The 15,987-nt window shown below is 56.5% G+C and carries 12 protein-coding genes and 3 pseudogenes; 7 read left to right on the forward strand and 8 right to left on the reverse strand.

The annotated features are described in order from the left end of the window. Window positions 1–169 precede the first annotated feature (169 nt). Window positions 170–2,437, forward strand: a complete 2,268-nt coding sequence (locus tag ACZ89R_RS17000) for a GGDEF/EAL domain-containing response regulator (protein ID WP_429545165.1) — start codon at window positions 170–172, stop codon at window positions 2,435–2,437. Between the two features lie 290 nt (window positions 2,438–2,727). Here ACZ89R_RS17000 and ACZ89R_RS17005 read toward each other — a convergent pair. Then, window positions 2,728–3,403, reverse strand: a pseudogene (locus ACZ89R_RS17005) (transposase); the annotation flags it as partial. 254 nt (window positions 3,404–3,657) lie between these two features. Here ACZ89R_RS17005 and ACZ89R_RS17010 point away from each other — a divergent pair. Beyond that, the gene (locus ACZ89R_RS17010) at window positions 3,658–3,990 is read left to right on the forward strand and encodes a hypothetical protein (RefSeq protein ID WP_429545164.1); all 333 of its coding nucleotides are present in this window, start codon (window positions 3,658–3,660) and stop codon (window positions 3,988–3,990) included. A gap of 319 nt (window positions 3,991–4,309) precedes the next feature. On the opposite strand, the gene ACZ89R_RS17015 is transcribed toward ACZ89R_RS17010, so the two are convergent. The 7 genes and pseudogenes from ACZ89R_RS17015 to ACZ89R_RS17045 form a co-directional block, all read right to left on the reverse strand. Next, window positions 4,310–4,660 carry a copper-binding protein gene (locus ACZ89R_RS17015; RefSeq protein WP_429545163.1) on the reverse strand — a complete coding sequence of 117 codons (351 nt, stop codon included), beginning with the start codon at window positions 4,658–4,660 and terminating at the stop codon, window positions 4,310–4,312. Beyond that, on the reverse strand, window positions 4,657–7,815 hold the full coding sequence (locus ACZ89R_RS17020) for an efflux RND transporter permease subunit (protein WP_429545162.1): 3,159 nt from the start codon (window positions 7,813–7,815) through the stop codon (window positions 4,657–4,659). Before ACZ89R_RS17020 ends, ACZ89R_RS17015 begins: the two co-directional genes overlap by 4 nt. After that, entirely contained in the window at window positions 7,812–9,296 is a 1,485-nt protein-coding gene (locus ACZ89R_RS17025; RefSeq protein ID WP_429545161.1) for an efflux RND transporter periplasmic adaptor subunit, read from the reverse strand. Before ACZ89R_RS17025 ends, ACZ89R_RS17020 begins: the two co-directional genes overlap by 4 nt. Then, the gene (locus tag ACZ89R_RS17030) at window positions 9,293–10,549 is read right to left on the reverse strand and encodes a TolC family protein (protein WP_429545160.1); all 1,257 of its coding nucleotides are present in this window, start codon (window positions 10,547–10,549) and stop codon (window positions 9,293–9,295) included. Before ACZ89R_RS17030 ends, ACZ89R_RS17025 begins: the two co-directional genes overlap by 4 nt. Window positions 10,550–10,648: 99 nt before the next feature. Next, complete coding sequence (locus ACZ89R_RS17035; RefSeq protein ID WP_429545159.1) at window positions 10,649–10,990, reverse strand: hypothetical protein; 342 nt, start codon at window positions 10,988–10,990, stop codon at window positions 10,649–10,651. Window positions 10,991–11,197: 207 nt separating this feature from the next. Further along, a pseudogene (gene arsJ, locus ACZ89R_RS17040) lies at window positions 11,198–12,415 on the reverse strand (organoarsenical effux MFS transporter ArsJ). 9 nt (window positions 12,416–12,424) lie between these two features. Continuing rightward, a pseudogene (locus tag ACZ89R_RS17045) lies at window positions 12,425–12,583 on the reverse strand (type I glyceraldehyde-3-phosphate dehydrogenase); the annotation flags it as partial. 347 nt (window positions 12,584–12,930) lie between these two features. Here ACZ89R_RS17045 and ACZ89R_RS17050 point away from each other — a divergent pair. Genes ACZ89R_RS17050 through ACZ89R_RS17070 form a run of 5 tightly spaced genes read left to right on the forward strand, consistent with a single transcriptional unit; the run spans window position 12,931 to window position 15,985 of the window. Continuing rightward, window positions 12,931–13,200 carry a hypothetical protein gene (locus ACZ89R_RS17050; protein WP_429545158.1) on the forward strand — a complete coding sequence of 90 codons (270 nt, stop codon included), beginning with the start codon at window positions 12,931–12,933 and terminating at the stop codon, window positions 13,198–13,200. Continuing rightward, the gene (locus ACZ89R_RS17055; RefSeq protein ID WP_429545157.1) at window positions 13,193–13,543 is read left to right on the forward strand and encodes a helix-turn-helix domain-containing protein; all 351 of its coding nucleotides are present in this window, start codon (window positions 13,193–13,195) and stop codon (window positions 13,541–13,543) included. Before ACZ89R_RS17050 ends, ACZ89R_RS17055 begins: the two co-directional genes overlap by 8 nt. Then, window positions 13,544–14,560, forward strand: coding sequence for an ImmA/IrrE family metallo-endopeptidase (locus ACZ89R_RS17060; RefSeq protein ID WP_429545156.1), 1,017 nt, complete (start codon window positions 13,544–13,546; stop codon window positions 14,558–14,560). Further along, window positions 14,557–15,207, forward strand: coding sequence for a C1 family peptidase (locus ACZ89R_RS17065; protein ID WP_429545155.1), 651 nt, complete (start codon window positions 14,557–14,559; stop codon window positions 15,205–15,207). The genes ACZ89R_RS17060 and ACZ89R_RS17065 overlap by 4 nt, the downstream gene beginning before the upstream one ends. Next, entirely contained in the window at window positions 15,185–15,985 is an 801-nt protein-coding gene (locus ACZ89R_RS17070; protein ID WP_429545154.1) for a thymidylate synthase family protein, read from the forward strand. The genes ACZ89R_RS17065 and ACZ89R_RS17070 overlap by 23 nt, the downstream gene beginning before the upstream one ends. The last annotated feature ends 2 nt before the right edge of the window (window positions 15,986–15,987 follow it).

The following is a 15,987-nucleotide window of genomic DNA, read 5'->3' on the forward strand; positions in this document are numbered from 1 at the left end:
TAGCCTTCAATATTGAATTTACCAGTTGCTTCGCTCTTTACTCAATAGTCGCTACTTTGCCATCGAAGTGAATTCGTTGAGCTATGCTTACGCTGGCATTAATGGCCACGAAGGATGGAACCTGTATGTATTCATTTCTTTATATCCAGAACTTAATTGGAGTGGCCGAATGAGCAGCTTGGTAACTTGCGTCAATCGGCGCATCTTGATCGTGGACGACATGCCGTCAATTCATGACGATTTCCGCAAGACTCTCGGCCCGGCAGCGAGTCCCGAAAATGGCTGGGCGTCTGCTGAAGAAGTCCTATTTGGCAGCACTCCAGCCGCCGCGATGCAAGTCTTTGAACTCGACTCCGCCTTTCAGGGCCTCGAAGCCTTGGACAAGGTCGAAGCAGCTTTGGCCAAGGACCTACCCTATGCCATGGCCTTCATCGACATGCGCATGCCCCCCGGCTGGGACGGCCTGGAAACCATCGAACGGCTCTGGCAGGTCGACCCCAAATTGCAAGTCGTACTCTGCACCGCGTATTCCGATCACTCCTGGGAAAACATCACCGAACGCCTAGAACTGGGTGATCGCCTGCTAATCCTGAAAAAGCCTTTCGATGCCATCGAGATCCGTCAGATGGCCTGTGCGCTGACGGTCAAATGGCAAATGGCCGAAGACGCCGCCCTTAAAATGAACCTGCTGGAACAGGCTGTCGAAGAAAGGACCCGCGAGCTGTCCGACGCTAACATCATTGTGCAGAACAGCCCGACCATTCTGTATCGGCTGCGCGGGGAACCATCCTTCCCCTTGACGTATATCTCTCACAACATCACCAAGTTCGGTCATGTCGCGGCCAATCTGGTGGCCTCTGCCAACTGGGCTCGAGAGTTGATTCATTCCGAAGACCTGGAAAAACTCGACACGGCCATGGCCCAGGTTCTGGACCGGCATGCCGCTGGCGCCTCCATCGAGTTCCGCCTACGTACCGGTGATGGCTTGTGGCGCTGGGTGGAAAATCGCTATGTGCCGGTACGCGATGACGACGGGCGTTTGCTCGAAGTTGAAGGGATCATCATCGACATTACCGAACGCAAGCAGGCCGAAGAACACATCACCCAGCAGGCACGTACCGACGCGCTGACCGGGATGGCCAACCGCGCGACGCTCAACGAGCGTCTGCACCAAGCCTTCGCCGCCGCCCGCCGTGGCGCGACGGGGTTTGCGGTTCTCTATCTGGACCTGGATCACTTCAAACGGATCAACGACAGCTTCGGCCACACAGTGGGGGATTTGCTGTTGCAGGAGGTTGCCCGTCGCATCAAGGCTTGTGTGCGAGAAAACGACGTGGTGGCACGCATGGGCGGTGACGAATTCACGATTCTTCAGCTCAATGTCAGCGACCCGACCCAGGCGGCGACCCTGGCCGCCAAGGTTCGCGAGACATTGGTGCATCCCTATTCGATCGATGGCAACAACCTGCGCAACTCGATCAGCATCGGGATTAGCACCTATACCAGCAGCAGCGTCAGTGCCGACAGCCTGCTGGACCAGGCCGACATGGCGCTGTACCGCTCCAAGGATCAGGGCGGCAACCAATACAACTTTCATTCCGAGGAGATCAATCAGGAAGTGCTTGACCGGTTCACTATCGCCAACGAATTGAAACTGGCCATCGAGCGGAACGAACTCGAATTGCACTACCTGCCCGAGGTGGACCTGAGTTCAGGCAGGATTCTGGGTATGGAGGCCCAGGTGCGCTGGAACCACCCTCAGCGGGGGCTGCTGAATGCTGACATCTTCCTGCCCGCCGCGGAAAAAACCGGCGCCATCATTGCCCTGGGGCATTGGTTGCTGGACCGGGCCTGCCAGCAGATGCGGCAGTGGCGGGACCGGGACATGGCGCCGCCGGTGATCGCGATCAACCTGTCCCTAGCCCAGCTAAAAAGCGGCCCGGACCTCATTTATGACGTGCTGCGCACCACTGTACACTGGAACATTTGTCCCTGGGATCTGCGGTTCGACGTCACCGAAGCGACCTTGGCGCAGACCAAGTGGAGCCACAACGATGTGCTGCCGCGTTTGTGCGCGCTGGGGGTGAAAGTCGCCATCGCCGATTTCGGCACCGAATACTCGTCGTTTGACTACCTCAAGACTTATAAGATCAACCACATCAAGATCGCCCAGAACTTCATCGACGACGCCATCCGCGACCCGGCCAGCGCTACAACCCTACGCGCAATCATCAACTTCGCCCGTGAAATGGGGATCGGGGTCATCGCCGAAGGCGTGGAAACTCAAAAACAACGCGACTCATTGATCTCTACAGGCTCGCCTTTAACGGCGCAGGGCTTTTATTTCAGTAAAGCCGTTAGCCTTCTTCAAGCCAGCGAGCTCTTGCAGATCGGCAGTATTGAGCCGGATAGAAACCATCAAATTGCCAGACCCTAACCCGAGGCCCAATAATGAACATTGACAACAATATCTTAACTGTATGGATGAACAGGTGAACTGCGCGGATGGCTTAGTCGATGCTGCGCAACGGATTACCAACCGGATCGGGCAGGGGCCTGACCTATTCATCCCGAGAGAATCACCCCACATCACGATTGCGAACCAACCCGAGCAATGGCAAACGGGTCGAGCCGGCGTCGGTAAAAACCTCTAATGTCCAGGTGCGTAAAACACGTAGAAGCGATTGGGAGCCACGTTGGGATGTGAGCGCTCGGCTAAACGGACGCCCACTGGCTGAGTCGATCGTCTTTGGATTTGGCTGTGCGCAGTGCCGACCGCGCATCGTGGATCATCAGCGTTCGCAGATAAGCATTCCCACTTTTGCTGATGCCCAGCAGTCGATCCTTGCCGCCAGAACTGTATTGCTTTGGCGTCAGCCCTAGCGAGGCGGCCAGATGTCGGCCGTTAGCAAAATGACTGGCATCACCGATGGCAGCAACTAGCGCCGTGACAATCATCGGGCCGACGCCACGCAGCTGTTGCAAACGGACGGCCGATGCGTCGGCTGTTCGATTAAGCCGGCCCGGATGCGATGCGTCGCCTGAATATCCTGTTGTTCGATAGTCTTGACGGCGACGAAGCGCATGCTGGGGCGGCTCATCGCCTCACAGATTGCCTCGGCATCGTTGGCGTCGTTCTTGTTGCTCTTGACGTACGGTTTGACGAACTGCGGCGCGATCAGTCTCACCCTAAATCCGCGTGCCTGTAGCTGCCGTGCCCAATGGTGTGCACCGCCACAACTTTCCACGCCGATTTACAACCAGGCTCGATCTTCTCCAGCACCGTTTGAAGCCAGCGATCGCGAAGTAAACGCTGCCGCCAGACTGGCTGCTCATGACGATCCACACCGTGAATCTGAAACACGTTCTTGGCCAAGTCGACCCCAATGCGCATAAGCTTCATGTGTGGACTCCTTCTCACTATTGACTGTGGTTCGCACCTTCAGTCTGGCACTCAAGATGCTGAGTGAGGAGGAGTCCATCCCATTGCTTCTGGCCGACAGCTGCCCGCAATGATTGGCGGCAGATGGAGACGCTGACGCTCGCCAGTATCTGCTGGCCCTTACCACTTGAGGTCTCATCCCAGCGTTTACAATAGAATCTGGCCATCCTGATAGAATCGACCAGGTTATAGATAACACCTTTCTGAGAAATGGTATGAATACAGAATTGATGGAAGATGAGATGCGCCGGGCGCTATTCGGTGATCCTGAGCCCTCTGCGCCGGCAATTCACTCTGACGTGCAGGACACAGTCCCGGATGTTGTGATCGTGCAACCGGTGAAGGCAGCGAAGAAAAAGACAGTCTCAAAAGGCTTCACACCTAGGTTGAGAGTCACGCTCCGTGTGGGAAATGAATTTGAAGGCGAGATGCACGAGATGGTACATGAGGCCGATACGCTGAGCTCCCTAGTTGCAGAACAAGAAGCTACCAAGACGGCCAGAAAAAAATTCAGGTTTGTGGAAGTGGTATCGGTCAAGTCGATGTAAGTGAGTACTTCCACTTGGCTTGCCCACCTGGGCATTAAACCGCATTCGGTTACCGCGGATCACCCAACAGGTTCGTGTCGAATGAAGCCTCAAACATTAGGGGTCGGTAGTTGTATCCCGGACTGGATTTAACATCATCACTCCATACCGCTCTCAATGTTAATTGGTCGCCAGCCCAAGCCACATAACTGAGGGTGGCGACAGGCAGAAATCGGCCAGAAGCAGTCATTGAGCATTCTTCGGACCTACCTCTTTTTCCACCCAATGGATTAACCGGTGGTGACCGGTGTAAGCAAGCATGCCGGTCACTTCCATTATTTTATTTTCTGATGGATACAAGGGTGGCTCGGCCACCCTCTAGCCGAAACGAAAACGAAACGTGGTCTCCGACTGTCAGGCCTTTGAGTTGATCCACCGTTACAGAAAACGCCATGGTCATTGGCGGCCACTGTACGGCTGGAACAGCTCCGTGGGAGATGGTCACCGTATTCTTCGTAGTATCGATAGCCTTGATCGTTCCCTCGGCGTTAGCGACTGGAGCCTGTTCGGTTTTCTGCTCCATCTGCATGCCCTCCATTCCGTCCATTTTCATGCCCGGCATATCCTCTGCGTGGGCCGAAAGAGACAGCGTAAATACGGTGCTTGCAACTGCAATCAGGGTCAGTTTCATACGACTTTTCCTTGAGGGTTGATGGGTTCAACTGAGAGGTGGCGGCGACGCATCAGGCGATAGGCCGCCGGAATGACAAACAGGGAAAGCAAGGGTGCCGTGACCATACCGCCGACCATGGGTGCAGCAATTCGGCTCATCACCTCGCTGCCGGTCCCGCTGCCCAGCAAGATGGGTAACAAGCCGGCAATGATGACGGCCACGGTCATGGCCTTGGGTCGCACACGCTGCACGGCGCCTTCACGAATCGCCGCAACCAGACCGCGCTCAGTGCTGTCGCCGAGGTCTTCACGTTCGGCCCAGGCGTTCTTCAGGTAGAGCAGCATGATCACGCCAAATTCGGCGGAAACACCGGCCAAGGCGATAAAGCCGACCCCGGTGGCGACTGACAAGTTGAATCCCAACAGATAGAGGAACCATGCCCCGCCAGTAAGGGCGAATGGCAGAGTGGCCATGATCAGCAAGGCCTCATCGAAGCGGGCAAATGTCAGGTAGAGCAACACGAAAATGATCAACAGCGTGGCAGGCACCACCAGTTTGAGTCGTGCGTTGGCCCGTTCGAGAAATTCGAACTGTCCCGAGTAGCTCAAGCTCATACCGGGTTGCAACTTGACCTGCTCGCTGACGACCCGGCGTAAATCGGCGACCACCGAGGCAATGTCCCTACCACGCACATCGATGTACACCCAGCCTGAAGGCCGAGCGTTCTCACTCTTGAGCATCGGGGGGCCGTCCGTGACCTTGACCTTCGCCACAGTGCCGAGGGTGATCTGGCTCCCTAGTGGGGTGTAGATCGGCAATTGCTCCAAGGCACCGAGCGAGTCACGCCACTCCCGTGGGTAACGCACGTTGATCGGGAAGCGTGCGAGCCCTTCAATGGTCTCGCCGACGTTTTCACCACCGATAGCGCCGGCCACGATGGACTGCACATCGGCGATATTCAGTCCATAACGGGCGGCGGCTTTGCGGTCGATATCCACATCGATATAGCGGCCACCGGTCAGTCGCTCGGCCAGAGCCGAACTGACGCCGGGTACGCCCTTGGCCACTCGCTCGACGGCCTGAGTTGCGGCATCGATCTCCGTTAGGTTGGTGCCGGCAACTTTCACTCCGATTGGACTCTTGATCCCCGTGGCCAGCATGTCGATACGGTTACGAATCGGTGGTATCCAGATATTCGTCAGCCCAGGGACTCGTACCACTCGATCCAGTTCTTCCACCAACTTTTCCTGGGTCATGCCTGGACGCCATTGCTCATGTGGTTTGAACTGAATCGTAGTTTCGAACATTTCCAGCGGTGCCGGGTCGGTGGCAGTTTCGGCACGCCCCGCTTTACCGAAGACGTGTTCGACCTCGGGCACCGTTTTGATCAGGCGGTCGGTCTGTTGCAGCAGTTGCGCCGCCTTCTGCGCCGACAGCCCTGGAAGAGCCGAAGGCATATAGAGCAGATCACCCTCATCCAACGGTGGGAGAAACTCGCCACCCAGACGCGACATTGGCCATAGCGCACTGACAAAAACCAACAGCGCCACCAGCAGCGTGATCTTTGGTCGACGCAAGACTGCGTCCAGAGCTGGCTGATAGATCCGAATCAACCAGCGGTTCAACGGGTTTTGTTGTTCACTGGGAATTCGTCCTCGAATCCAGTAACCCATCAGCACAGGCACCAAGGTCACTGACAATCCCGCCGCTGCGGCCATGGCGTAGGTCTTGGTAAAAGCCAAAGGGCCGAACAGTCGTCCTTCCTGAGCTTCCAGGGTGAACACCGGAATGAACGACAGGGTGATGATCAACAAACAGAAGAACAGCGCAGGCCCGACCTCTGCCGCCGCTTCGGTCATCACGTGCCAATGACGCTCACCCTTCAGTTCCTCCCCAGGATTGGCCACGTGCCAAGCCTCAATCTTCTTGTGAGCGTTCTCGATCATCACCACAGCAGCATCGACCATGGCGCCGATGGCGATGGCAATCCCTCCCAAGGACATGATGTTGGCGTTGATGCCTTGATAGCGCATGACGATGAAGGCAATCAACACACCAACAGGCAGGGAGATGATCGCCACCAGGGATGAGCGCAGGTGCCAGAGAAAGATCCCACACACCAACGCGACGACGATGAACTCTTCGATTAGTTTGTGGCTGAGATTTTCCACAGCACGGTCGATCAGCTTGCTGCGGTCGTAGGTGGTGACGATTTCCACCCCGGCCGGCAGACTGCTTTTCAGTTCGTCGAGTTTCGTCTTGACTGCCGCAATGGTCTCGCGAGCATTCTTGCCACTGCGCAAAATCACCACGCCGCCGACGGTCTCGCCTTCGCCGTCGAGTTCAGTAATACCACGCCGCATTTCCGGTCCCAACTGGATTGTGGCGACATCGCCAAGGGTCACCGGCACACCGCCCGAGCCAAGCTTGAGCGGGATCGCCCGGAAGTCATTGAGCGTCTTCAGATAGCCCGAAGCGCGCACGATGAACTCGGTCTCTGCCATCTCCAGCACAGCGCCACCTGTTTCCTGATTGGCCTTGCCGATAGCTTCGGTCACCTCAGCCTGAGTGATGCCGAGGCTGGCCAGTTTGAGCGGATCAAGCTGCACCTGGTACTGCTTGACCATGCCGCCCACGGTGGCAACTTCTGCAACATTGGGCAGAGTCTTGAGTTCGAACTTGAGGAACCAGTCCTGAAGTGCGCGTAACTGCGCCAGGTCGTGTCCGCCACTGCGATCCACCAGTGCGTACTGATAGATCCAGCCCACCCCCGTCGCATCCGGTCCCAACGCCGGCTTGGCGCTGGCCGGCAAGCGACTTTGTATTTGGCTCAGATACTCCAACACCCGCGAGCGAGCCCAGTACAAGTCAGTGCCGTCTTCGAACAGCACGTAAACGAAACTGTCACCGAAGAAGGAATAGCCACGCACAGTCTTGGCTCCCGGTACTGAGAGCATGGTAGTGGCCAACGGATACGTCACTTGGTTCTCGACGATCTGCGGCGCTTGTCCAGGATAAGGGGTGCGGATGATCACCTGAACATCCGAGAGATCTGGCAGCGCATCGATGGGCGTGCTCTGCACCGACCAAATGCCCCAAGCCGTGACAAACAGCGTCGCCAGTAGCACCAGAAATCGGTTGGCCACTGACCAACGAATCAGGGCAGCGATCATGGCTGGCTCCCCGATTTGTTCAGACGCTCAACACGCAAACCATCATCGGTCTGGCTAACCGCAATCCGAACCTTATCGCCCGTTTTGAGGCCCTGCATCAGCGCCGGACTAGCGAGTGGAAACGTCATCGTCATACCAGGCATGCCCAGCGTCTTGAAGGGACCATGGGCAAGCGTGACTTCTTTATCGTTGATCTCAACAATCTGCCCATCCGCTTCATGAAAGCTGGAGGCTGCTGCGCTGGGTGATGACTCTACCTCCGAGCTTGCAACGATGCCCTTAAGACTGGCCTCTGAGTCGAGCAGGAATTGGCCAGACGTAATCACCTTCTGGCCTTCTTCCAGGCCTTTCAATATCGCCGTCTTGCCATCACTTTCCTGCCCGAGTTGCACTTCAACAGGGCGGTAGCGGCCTGCGTCTTCGGCGAGCATCACCAAGGCACGTCGGCCCGTGCGAATCACCGCCTCGCTCGGCACCCACAACACACTCTGCTCGGTCGAACGATTCAGGCGTACCTGCGCCGTCAAACCCGGTCTGAGGCGTCCGTCCGGGTTGGGTAGCTCCACTCGCACACGAAGGGTGCGAGTATCCGGATTGGTCTCGGGCAAAATCGCGCTGACCTTGCCACTGAGCGTTGTCCCTGGGAAGGCTGGCAGTCGCGCTTCGACCGCCTGCCCCACTGTGATTGATCCGGCATCCGATTCTGGAACGGCCACGGCTAGCCAGACACTGCTCAAGCCATTGACGCGTGCCAGAGTATCGCCAGTCGCCACGGTCATACCCGCACGTACGTTCAATTCTTGCAGCACACCGCCAATGGGGCTGGTAAGAGTCAGGTACGGCTGAACCTTACCGCCACGCTCTACCTCAGTAATCAGTGCTGCCGGCATCCCTGTGAGCCGCAGTCGTTGTCGGGCCGCAACCAACAAGTCAGCATCTCCATTGCGCCTCAGGGCAAGAAACTCTGTCTGGGCAGCGGCCCACTCAGGCACCAGAATATCCGCCAACGCCGCGTTGGCTTTGAGTACATCGCCGGGAGCATGGGCATAGACCCGCTCCACAAAGCCTGTGGTGCGGGCCTGAATCACCGCTACATCGCGCTCGTTGAATCCCAAGACTCCTATGACGTCGAGGCTGGAATCAAAGATCCCACGGGTGACTGTCGCAAAACGCAGACCGAGATTTTGGGTCAGACTTGGATCGATGCTGACGCTCGCATGATCCCTTGCACCGCTGGCGTACTGCGGGACCAGTTGCATGTCCATGAAGGGAGACTTACCCGGCTTGTCGAACTTTTGCTGCGGGTACATGGGGTCGTACCAATACAGTGCTTTACGTTCGCCCGGTGAATTGAGGCTCTGCTCTGGGGTGGAAACTGGTACTCCGCTCATGCGCTGCTGCGCGAACCAGTAGCCACCGGCAACACCCAATGCCAGCGAGAGGCCTACCAGCAATGTCTCGTTCCCTTTTTTAAGGATCATTGGCTGGACTCCCCATAAGCAAAATACAGCCGCGTACTGGTCAGTGCTCGCTGCTCTTCCACGTCGATCTGTTTAAGGCGGGCTTCAATGAGTTCACGTCGGGCGGCAACAACGGCGTCCAGATCGCCTTTGCCGGAACGATAACTGGCCATGCTGAGTTCGACCTTTTCCTTGGCCAGCGGCAACAGGCTTTCCTGGTTGCGGCGCACAGCACGATTCAGGCGCTCATAGTCAGCCAGTTCGTTTTCCAGTTGCTGAGTGTGTTCGCGTGACAGGGCTTCGCGCTCGGCCTCAAGCTGGCTGAGTTCAGCCTGTTTGGCTGCGATTTTGGGATTTTGGCGAGAGTCAGGGAACAGCGGTAGGTCCCAGGAAAATTGCACGCTGACCATATCGCCAAACTCACGGCCACGGCGCTGGTAATCCAGTTCCCAGCTCCAGTCCGACTGCTTTTCCGACACGGCTTCACGAACCTTGGCTTGCGCCTCGCGGGTCATCGGCGCAAACGCTGCTAACTCGGGATGATGTTGCAGTTTATGGGAGTAGCTTGAGGTATCGACGGGCCATTCAGGCAAGCTGCCCACAGGCTTGTCGTTGGCGGCGGAGCCAATCCAGCGTTTGAGGGCCGCTCGAGCCTGTGTTCTCTGGAGAATCAGATCGTCCTGTTGCTCCGCCAGTTGAGCTGCTTCCTGCTTGGGTGTCACCGCATCGGCGGGTTGAGCGCGGCCACCGGCAATCTGGGCCCGGACGGTATCGCTCAGCAGGCGGTTTTCTTTGTAGAAGTCCTGGAACAGCACATCTTTGCGCTCAACTGAGTAACTGCTGATCCAGGCCAACGCCGTGGACTGGCGTACTTTCAGACGTTCGACTCGACGCTCCGCAGCGGCGCGATCAACAGCTGCATCGGCAACTTCAATACGCGCTTTGCGTTTGTCGCTGTTGGGCATTTCTTGCCTGACCCCGACCATTTGCATGGTCATGAAGTCCTGGTCGATGCTCCAGCGATCCGGACCGCCAATGGGGTAGTTCTGAACACCCAGCAGTAACTTGGGATCCGGAAGTTCACCAGCTGGGATGGCTGCACTGCTGGCAGCCTGAATTTTGGCGTCTTGTGCGGTCAGCGACGGTGCATTGTTTTCCGCCAGCCGCAACGCTTCATCGAGTGTCAATGCGGCAGCGAAGCTCGGCAATGCCAGTACGCTTGCCGCCAGACCGGCCACGAGGGACCAACCTGTGCAATAGCACTTGGAGTTCATGTTTACGATTCCTGTGATCATCCACTGCTCGCGTCAAAAGACATGCGCGCAGCTAGTCCATCCCGCTAACGCGGAATGAGGCTCAATGTGGGACAGGAATCAAACGCGAGGCGGTCGCCATACCCCGGACGGGCTCTGTACGGGTAGAGAATCGATGAAGAAGGAAAGCACTACAGGACTGAATACGGTTACAGGAGGCTTGAAGATCGAGACTTGCAGCATGCCGCCCGTCTTGCATTCCTGGCCCGGCTTACAAGGTTTACCGTGCTCGGAAGGGCTTTTCATATCATTGCAGCAGTCCATGCCCATGTCGTCCATCATCGCCATGCCCATCGTCTTCATTGGGCAGGGTTCTGTCGGTGCCTGAACGCCCGCCATCCCGCTGAGGGGAAGCGCCAAGCTGATCATGAAGATGATGCAAAACCGCAGATAGCGTTTCATGGGCTGGAGTGTAGTCGCTGAAAATTGCTCTTACAATTGGATGCATCGCATAAACGGCATGCTAAGGGACCTTACTCAGGCGATAAAACCGCACCAGAATTAAGCCAGCATTACAGGCATTAAATCGAAGCTAGCGACAAGCTTGTTCAAGTTCCCAACCAGCATATGTATCGAAATTAGCGAGTTTATGCTCCGGACATAATTTCGCTAATTTCCATACACCTTGCCTCGAAGCGGTCGTTCACTAGACGCATGACGAGGCAATGCAATTGAAATCAAAGCTGCAAGCAGCACAAATGCGCTCGATATCCACAAACACGCACTCAGCCCATACACCTGATAAACCCAACCGGAGAGCACCGAGCCTATCAACCGCCCCTTGGCGTTCCACATGTAATAAAAACCCACATCCAGCGACACGCCGTCTTCCTTGGCGTAGGACACGATCAAGTAGCTGTGCAGCGACGAATTCACCGCGAACAGCGCACCGAACACCATTAATCCGCCTAGTAGCACCACCTGTTGCGACAGCCCGGTGTTCAGCCCAAGGGCAATTGCCGCGGGCAGCCCCGCCAGCGCAAGGTACGTGCCCACGTTTTTTGCCGGTGATGTTGGGCGCAAAGGACTGCACGATGCCGTAGCCATACCCAGGCCGCAAGGAAGCCACCAACCTTCCAGAAGTCCCAGCCGAAGACGCTGCTCAGGTACACCGGCAAGGCCACCACAAACCAGACATCGCGGGCGCCGAACAGGAACATTCGGGCCGCTGAGAGGATATTGATCGCCCGGCTCTTGGACAGGATGTCGCGAAACTTGGGCTTGGCTTTGGCCTTGCCCAGGTCCTTCTTCAACAGGATCAAGCTGCTGATCCAGATCAGTGCCAGGACACCCGCCATGACCAGCAAGGCACCTTTGAAGCCGATCAATGCCAGCAAGGCTCCACCCAGAAAGAAGCCGACGCCCTTGAGTGCGTTCTTCGAGCCGGTGAGGATCGCCACCCACTTGTAGAGCTTGCCATGCTGCCCATCGGGGACCAGGAGCTTGATAGAGCTTTTGGCACTCATCTTGTTCAGGTCTTTTGCGACCCCCGACAGCGCCTGAGCGCCCATCACCCATGGGATGGTCAGCCAAGCCACAGGAACTGTCAGCATCAACAGCGCAGCGACCTGGATGCCCAGCCCGATGTTCATGGTGCGGTTCAGCCCCAACCGGGCGCCAAGGTAGCCACCCACCAGGTTGGTGATCACACCAAAGAGTTCGTAGAACAGGAACAACGCCGCGATTTGAAGAGGGCTAGCCCAATGCGTGAAAATGCAGCACCACCAACATGCGCAAAGTGCCGTCGGTGAGGGTGAAGGCCCAGTAGTTGCCCGTCACGAGCAGGTACTGCCGCACTTCCGGAGCGAGGGCTGACAACGCTTTCATGACCGCTCCTTAGACTGCCAGAGCGACCATTTTGGCCAGTTCGACAGTGCGGTTGGCATAGCCCCATTCGTTGTCGTACCAGGCATAGAGTTTGACCTGGGTACCGTTGATGACCATGGTCGACAGCGCATCGATGATCGATGAGCGCGGGTCGGTACGGTATCCGACGTACTGCGCCAGATTGTGAGGTTAGAGAGACTTCATTGGTTCGTCGATGGTGCAGATGCGAAAGCAATCATCGCAGATCCACAACCGAGCTACGGATGTTGAGCAGGCCCTTAAGGCTGAAAGTTATGCTGGCAACATAGAAGTGGTTGCCAGCCTGAACTTCGGTGATGGCGTTCAGTGGGTCTCATTCGACGGGTTTCGCGGACGCTTTCCTGTTTAACAAGGTGGAGTACGACGCTGGGAAACTGAATCCAGAGCTTGGCGCAACGGAAGACCTTGCAAATTCCACAGCATCGACTTAAATTCAAACATCGAATGTACGATTTTCTTACCTCGGAACCATCGAAATGAAAGACGAAATTGAGAAACACCTTGGCCAGTTTTGGGATAAGCGTGCGCTCGAAATCGTTGATGACCCGTTGTCGGTTGATGACTTGGGTGCGCCGATGGAATCGGTAATGGCTATCGAGGCGCTTGTTGATATCGGGAAAATGTTGAAAGTCAAAATTCCGGTGGATGTCGTGATCCGCAACGGCGGCTACGAAACCAAAGAACAGTTCGTCAACTTGGTCACGTCGGGAATCCTTAAGCATCTGAAGGACAAGACCCATGAATAGCTCGTTGATGGAGGATCAAGACAGGCTTCGCCTGGCTGAGCGCCTGCGGGATGCTCGGGAATACGTCGGGCTATCCCAAGATGAGGTGGCTCATGCGCTTGGGCTATCTCGCCCTGCTGTGACCAACATAGAATCGGGCAACCGTAAGGTTGAGGCCACGGAGCTGAGCAAACTGGCCAAACTCTATCGCAAGTCTATGGAGTACCTGATGACCGGAAGAGACCCAATGCCTTCCGGTCCCACTCAGCTCGCGTTTCTGGCCAGAGCAGTAAATGGACTTTCGCAGCAGGATATTGATGAGGTAGCTCGCTTCGCCGAGTTTCTCAAGCACAAGGGACAGTGAATGGGCTTCCGCGATGTTGTTTTGCGAGCCGCACAGCGTGCGGTCGAGGTCATCGATGAGAGCGGTGCGATGGCCCGCATCGAGCAGGACGGATACACGCGAATAGACCCTTTCCAGATCGCTGCTGATTCTGGGGTGATGGTCATGCTGCGCCCTATGGAGAAGCTGCTCGGGGCGTTTCTGGGTGATGAAACGCCTGGAATATTGGTCAATGTGGATCGCCCAGCAGGCTTGGTTCATATGACCTGTGCCCACGAGCTGGGTCATTTTTTCATGGGCCACGGAAGCAGTGCCGACGAGAAAATCTATTACGGTTCTCAGGCTGCGCTCGTCGAGCAGGAAGCGGATCAGTTCGGGTACAACCTGCTGGTGCCTCGCAAACTGATCGTCAAAATCATGCAGCGCAAGCAATGGACCAAGCAGGCGCTGTTCCGGCCTGACGTCCTTTATCAACTGGCGTTACGCATGGGGGTCAGCTACGAAGCGGCGGCATGGTCGCTCAGCCGGCATGGCGTCATGAGCACTGATCAAGTCCGGGAAATGTTGCGGACCAAGCCCGCGATGATCAAAAAAGCGCTGCTCGGCGACCGTTTGGTGGATACCCGCAAAGAGGTGTGGCTGCTCGACAGCGATGATCGAACTTCAATCCTTGAGCCTCGCCCGGATGACCAGCTGGTTGTTCGATTGCCAAGCCGTGCACCGTCAGGATATCTCTGGGAAGCCGATTCCGAAGAGTTAAAGGCGCAGGGATTTCAGCTGGAGCCGTTGACTGTACCCTCGACGTCTTCAGTGGGTAAGTCGCCGGTTTTCGGCGGTACAGAGATGATGGACTACCTCCTTACTGGCGGAAGGACTAGCGATTCAGAGCCCGTAAGCGTGCGGCTCTCGGAGCGCGCGCCATGGGATGCCTCGAGCTCAGCCACCGATACATTCAGATCATGCGCCAAGTTTGAGCCGTTGAATCTCGGGCTGACACCGCACTCGCGTAAACAGTTGCTCAAGGACGGGCTAGCGTGATCGTCCCTAAGGTGTTGCTCGATGGCTTCGGTTCGCCAGCAAGGCCTCAGGGGCGACGTCCGACCTGCCTGGCATTTGCATTATCGGATCTGAATCGACCGAAATCTCCCGCCGATTTGAGTCCTGAATACCTTTATCGGGCGGCCGCCATTTTGACGCCGGGGTGGGCGCCGGGCGGCGGAATCACTTTTGATGCGATGCGAGAGGCATCTCGTGTCGGTCAGCCTGAGGAAGCCGCGTTCCCCTACTGCTCTGAAGAGCCTTCGTTCCCAATTTCCGATCTGCCCTCGGGACTTCAGCACTACGGTGACTTATTGCAGCGTGTATCGGCTGACCCTACCGATATCGCCTGTTTTATAAGTGCCGGTCAGCCGATCGGATTGGGTCTGCGGGTAACGCCCGAATTCTTCAAACCTGAAGGGGGCCTGGTGGCTTTCGGTGAACAGGTCATGCCAGGGCTTCTGCATGCGGTAGTCGCTATTGGCGTGGGGCATGAAGATGGAAATAGTGCGCCATGGTTCTACGTGCGCAATAGCTGGGGCCCCCAATGGGGTGTAGACGGACACGCCTGGATTTCAGGCGCCTATGTAAGCGCGCATGCCGAATGTGCTTTTGGAGTAGAGAATGGCAAAACTGATCGCATCTGAAAGTTTGGGGCAGGCTTGGGTGGCTGCGGCGCGACATCTGGCGGGATGCAAGCAGCGCAAGGATCGGAATTTGATCCTGGAAATCAGCGCTCCTCAGAAGCTGGGCAAGGATGATCTGAAAATCATCAAGGCTGTGGATGCGGTGTTGCGCAGCAGTCGTGAGGACCTGAGTGTCGAGACCGTGGCGGGCACCATTTTCCCCAATGGGTTGGCCCGACGATTTTCTCGCCCTGAGCTATACACAAATTACTTGGCGTTGCTGGCCAAGGGCAAAAAGCGCAGTTCGTGGGGCACGTATGCTCAGCGCATGATGAGTCGTCCGAGCCGAAACGGGACAGGGACCATCAATCCATTGGACGACCTGATTGAGCGTCTGCTTCAAACGCACAACGGTACCAAGTATCAATCGGCGTTCGAGCTGGGGGTCAGCGATCCCGATATTGATCTGGCACCGCCACTCGACGGACATGGGTATGAATTACCGGTGTTCGACCCATCTCGAGATGCAAAACCCCTCAACGTCCCTTGCTTGAGTCATCTGAGCTTCAAAATTACAGATGGCAAGCTGGATCTGACCGCGATCTACCGCTCTCAGTGGTACTGCCAGCGTGCGCTGGGCAACCTTGTCGGGTTGAGCCAGCTTCACTCGTTTGTGGGCAAGGAATCCAAATATGAGTGTGGAGTGCTTACCTGTATCGCAACGCATGCGTATTTGGATACGGAGACCTTTGGCAAGGTGAGTGTCACCAAAGATCTCTTGGCTGCTCTACCTGGTTGAAG

The sequence above is a fragment of the Pseudomonas sp. TE3728 genome (assembly GCF_056279145.1).

Coding starts and splice junctions, on each gene's coding strand:
- ACZ89R_RS17035 (WP_429545159.1), bottom strand. CDS start 10,990: ATGAAACGCTATCTGCGGTTTTGCATCATCTTCATGATCAGCTTGGCG.
- ACZ89R_RS17060 (WP_429545156.1), top strand. CDS start 13,544: ATGGGCTTCCGCGATGTTGTTTTGCGAGCCGCACAGCGTGCGGTCGAG.
- ACZ89R_RS17070 (WP_429545154.1), top strand. CDS start 15,185: ATGGCAAAACTGATCGCATCTGAAAGTTTGGGGCAGGCTTGGGTGGCT.
- ACZ89R_RS17030 (WP_429545160.1), bottom strand. CDS start 10,549: ATGAACTCCAAGTGCTATTGCACAGGTTGGTCCCTCGTGGCCGGTCTG.
- ACZ89R_RS17020 (WP_429545162.1), bottom strand. CDS start 7,815: ATGATCGCTGCCCTGATTCGTTGGTCAGTGGCCAACCGATTTCTGGTG.
- ACZ89R_RS17010 (WP_429545164.1), top strand. CDS start 3,658: ATGAATACAGAATTGATGGAAGATGAGATGCGCCGGGCGCTATTCGGT.
- ACZ89R_RS17000 (WP_429545165.1), top strand. CDS start 170: ATGAGCAGCTTGGTAACTTGCGTCAATCGGCGCATCTTGATCGTGGAC.
- ACZ89R_RS17050 (WP_429545158.1), top strand. CDS start 12,931: ATGAAAGACGAAATTGAGAAACACCTTGGCCAGTTTTGGGATAAGCGT.
- ACZ89R_RS17025 (WP_429545161.1), bottom strand. CDS start 9,296: ATGATCCTTAAAAAAGGGAACGAGACATTGCTGGTAGGCCTCTCGCTG.
- ACZ89R_RS17015 (WP_429545163.1), bottom strand. CDS start 4,660: ATGAAACTGACCCTGATTGCAGTTGCAAGCACCGTATTTACGCTGTCT.
- ACZ89R_RS17055 (WP_429545157.1), top strand. CDS start 13,193: ATGAATAGCTCGTTGATGGAGGATCAAGACAGGCTTCGCCTGGCTGAG.